Source organism: Streptomyces sp. NRRL B-24572 (assembly GCF_002156145.1).
Classification (GTDB): Bacteria; Actinomycetota; Actinomycetes; order Streptomycetales; family Streptomycetaceae; genus Streptomyces; species Streptomyces vietnamensis.
Window position 1 is genome coordinate 246 of the sequence record NZ_MWIG01000169.1, and the last position, 3,288, is coordinate 3,533.

Here is a 3,288-nt window from a genome sequence, read left to right on the forward strand (position 1 = left end):
GCGGCGGACCCCGCCGACGAGGCCTCCGCCCCGAAGACGCCCGCCAGGAAGGCCGTGGCGAAGAAGGCGGCCGCCAGGAAGGCGCCCGCCGCGAAGAAGCAGACAGGAGCCAGGACGGTGGCAGCGAAGAAGACCGCGGGTGGCGTCACGACCGTCGGCGACGAGGCGGCGGTGCCCCCGGCGCGGGCCGGTGAGCTCGCGGTGCGTCCCGGTGAGGACCCGTGGACGCCGGAGGAGGTCGCGGAGGCCCGCAGCGGCCTCCAGTCGGAGGTGCTGCGGCTGCGCAGCGAGCTCGTCCACTCCCAGGAGGAGCTGACCGGCCTGATGCGGGACTCGGGCGACGGCGCCGGGGACGACCAGGCCGACACCGGCACCAAGAACATCACGCGCGAGCACGAGCTGGCCCTCGCGGCGAACGCCCGGGAGATGCTGGAACAGACCGAGCACGCCCTGGAGCGGCTCGACGCGGGCACGTACGGCCTGTGCGAGGTGTGCGGGAAGCCGATCGGCAAGGCGCGGATGCAGGCCTTCCCGCGGGCCACGCTCTGCGTCGAGGACAAACAGCGGCAGGAGCGGCGCGGCTGACGATCTCGGCTGCCGGTCCCGTACGCCTGTGCCGTACGCTCGGGGCACGGTCAGGCATCGAGGTCGAGGGACTCACTCACGTGGCAGAGGCGGAGCGCATCATCGGTACGCCGGATTCAGCAGGGGCCGACGAGACGGCCGCCTCCGACGGCACGGCCGCTCCCGAGGAGCGGCCGAAGGGCAGGCGCCGGATCGTCGCCCTCTTCGTCGTGGCCGTCCTCGCCTATCTGCTCGACCTCGGCAGCAAGATGCTGGTGGTCGCCAAGCTGGAGGGCCACGAGCCGATCGAGCTGATCGGCGACCTGCTGCGGCTGGACGCGATCCGGAACCCGGGCGCCGCCTTCGGCATGGGCGAGGCCTTCACGATCATCTTCACCTGCATCGCGGCCACCGTGATCGTCGTGATCATCCGGCTCGCGCGGAAGCTCTACAGCCTGCCCTGGGCGATCGCGCTCGGTCTGCTGCTCGGCGGGGCGCTCGGCAACCTCACGGACCGGATCTTCCGCTCGCCGGGCGTCTTCGAGGGCGCGGTCGTGGACTTCATCGCCCCCGCGCACTTCGCCGTCTTCAACCTCGCCGACTCGGCGATCGTCTGCGGCGGCATCCTGATCGTCCTGCTGTCGTTCCGGGGCCTGGACCCCGACGGCACCGTCCACAAGGACTGAGCACGCAGGACGGAGCACTCCCGGCACAAGGCATACTCGACGGGTGAGCACGAGTCCCGAGATCCGCACGCTGCCCGTTCCCGATGGCCTGGAGGGCGAGCGCGTCGACGCCGCCATCGCCCGTATGTTCGGGTTCTCCCGTACGAAGGCGGCCGAGCTGGCCGCCGCAGGGAAGGTCCAGGTCGACGGCTCCGTCGTCGGCAAGTCCGAGCGGGTCAGCGGCGGCGCGTGGCTCGAGGTCGAGATGCCGGGCGCGGCCGCACCCGTGCAGATCGTCGCCGAGCCCGTCGAGGGCATGGAGATCATCCACGACGACGACGACATCGTCGTGATCATGAAGCCGGTCGGCGTCGCCGCGCACCCCAGCCCCGGCTGGACCGGCACCACGGTCATCGGCGGCCTCGCCGCCGCCGGCTACCGCATCTCCACCTCCGGCGCCGCCGAGCGCCAGGGCATCGTGCACCGCCTCGACGTCGGCACCTCCGGTCTGATGGTGGTCGCGAAGTCCGAGTACGCGTACACCTCGCTCAAGCGCCAGTTCAAGGAGCGCGTGGTCGACAAGCGCTACAACGCGCTCGTCCAGGGCCACCCGGACCCGATGAGCGGCACCATCGACGCGCCGATCGGCCGGCACCCGAACCACGACTACAAGTGGGCGGTCACCGCCGACGGCAAGCCCTCGGTCACGCACTACGACCTCATCGAGGCGTACCGGTCGGCCTCGCTGCTCGACATCAAGCTGGAGACGGGCCGCACCCACCAGATCCGGGTGCACATGTCCGCCCACCGCCACCCCTGCGTCGGCGACCTCACCTACGGCGCCGACCCGACGCTCGCCAAGCGCCTCGGTCTGACCCGGCAGTGGCTGCACGCCGTCCGCCTCGGCTTCGAGCACCCGGCCGACGGGTCCTGGGTCGAGTTCGAGAGCTCCTACCCCGAGGACCTGCAGAAGGCCCTCGGCCGGATCGCGTCGGAGAGCCAGTGACCGCCGCGTACACCGTCCGCGAGGCGGTCGGGACCGACGACCGGGACGCGTGCTTCGCGGTCCGCCGCGCGGTCTTCGTCGACGAGCAGGGCGTTCCGCAGGAGATCGAGTACGACACGTACGACGAGACCGCGGTACACGTCCTGGCCGTCCGCGCGGACGGGCTGCCGCTCGGCACCGGGCGCCTGCTGCACGGGGCGGACGCGGTCGGCAAGACCGGCGCGGACGCCTCGGTCGGTTCCCTCGGGCGGCTCGCGGTCTCCAAGGCCGCGCGCGGCCTCGGGGTGGGCGCCGCCCTGGTCCGGGCCATCGAGGACGCGGCGCGGAAGCGCGGTCTGAGCGCGGTCGACCTGCACGCGCAGACCCACGCGCTGGGCTTCTACGAGCGGCTCGGCTACGAGGCGTACGGCCCCGAGTTCCCCGACGCGGACATGCCGCACCGGGCGATGCGGCGCGCACTGTAGCGGGCATGACTGAGGGCCGGTCCGGGAGGACAGGCCCTGGAGGGATGCCGGGGGACGGTGCGTCCGGCCGCCCGGACCGGGTGTGATGTCGGTGGTGGCTACTTGAAGGTGTGGCACCCGTGCGGGCGCAGGTCGGCGGCTCCGGTGCACTGGCCGCTCTGGCCACCGCCGTTTCCGCCGTTGGTGGGGGGCGACGGGTTCGCCAGTGCGGCCGAGCCGGCGCCGAGCACGCCGGCGATGGCCAGCACCAAGGCGGCCACGCGGCGCCCGATGTGCTGCTTCAGCATGACATCCTCCTGGCGAGTGGTTGGAATGTCCCTTTTATGATAAGGCTCCCGATCTTCGCCCGCCTGGAGAGGACACCGTGGACCAGCTCGCCCTGCTGTTCCTGCTGCTGCTCGGAGCCCTGCTCACCGTGCCCCTCGGCGAACGGCTCGGGCTGCCCGCGCCCGTCCTGATGACCCTCGTCGGGATCGTGCTGGCCTTCCTGCCCTTCGTGCCGAACGTCGACATCCCGCCGGAGTTCATCCTCCCGCTGGTGCTGCCGCCACTGCTCTACGCCTCCGTGCAGCGGACCTCCTGGCGGCAG

General features: G+C 72.0%; 5 protein-coding genes and 1 pseudogene. 5 read left to right on the top strand and 1 reads right to left on the bottom strand.

Annotated features, from left to right (window positions below; translation table 11 throughout):
- The 4 genes from CCN56_RS11070 to CCN56_RS11085 form a co-directional block, all read left to right on the top strand.
- Positions 1 to 585: TraR/DksA C4-type zinc finger protein (locus CCN56_RS11070; RefSeq protein ID WP_086826011.1), on the top strand; the 585-nt coding region annotated here is incomplete at its 5' end.
- An 80-nt stretch (positions 586 to 665) separates the two neighbouring features.
- Positions 666 to 1,250 carry a signal peptidase II gene (lspA, locus tag CCN56_RS11075; protein ID WP_086825998.1) on the top strand — a complete coding sequence of 195 codons (585 nt, stop codon included), beginning with the start codon at positions 666 to 668 and terminating at the stop codon, positions 1,248 to 1,250.
- Between the two features lie 43 nt (positions 1,251 to 1,293).
- Positions 1,294 to 2,235, top strand: a complete 942-nt coding sequence (locus CCN56_RS11080) for an RluA family pseudouridine synthase (RefSeq protein ID WP_086825999.1) — start codon at positions 1,294 to 1,296, stop codon at positions 2,233 to 2,235.
- Complete coding sequence (locus tag CCN56_RS11085) at positions 2,232 to 2,699, top strand: GNAT family N-acetyltransferase (protein ID WP_086826007.1); 468 nt, start codon at positions 2,232 to 2,234, stop codon at positions 2,697 to 2,699. Before CCN56_RS11080 ends, CCN56_RS11085 begins: the two co-directional genes overlap by 4 nt.
- Before the next feature lie 98 nt (positions 2,700 to 2,797).
- On the opposite strand, the gene CCN56_RS11090 is transcribed toward CCN56_RS11085, so the two are convergent.
- Positions 2,798 to 2,986, bottom strand: coding sequence for a hypothetical protein (locus CCN56_RS11090; RefSeq protein ID WP_086826009.1), 189 nt, complete (start codon positions 2,984 to 2,986; stop codon positions 2,798 to 2,800).
- Between the two features lie 77 nt (positions 2,987 to 3,063).
- Here CCN56_RS11090 and CCN56_RS11095 point away from each other — a divergent pair.
- Positions 3,064 to 3,288: pseudogene (locus tag CCN56_RS11095) on the top strand (Na+/H+ antiporter); the annotation flags it as partial.

Excerpts from the sequence above, each read along its gene's own strand:
- CCN56_RS11090 (WP_086826009.1), bottom strand. The coding sequence starts at position 2,986 with ATGCTGAAGCAGCACATCGGGCGCCGCGTGGCCGCCTTGGTGCTGGCC.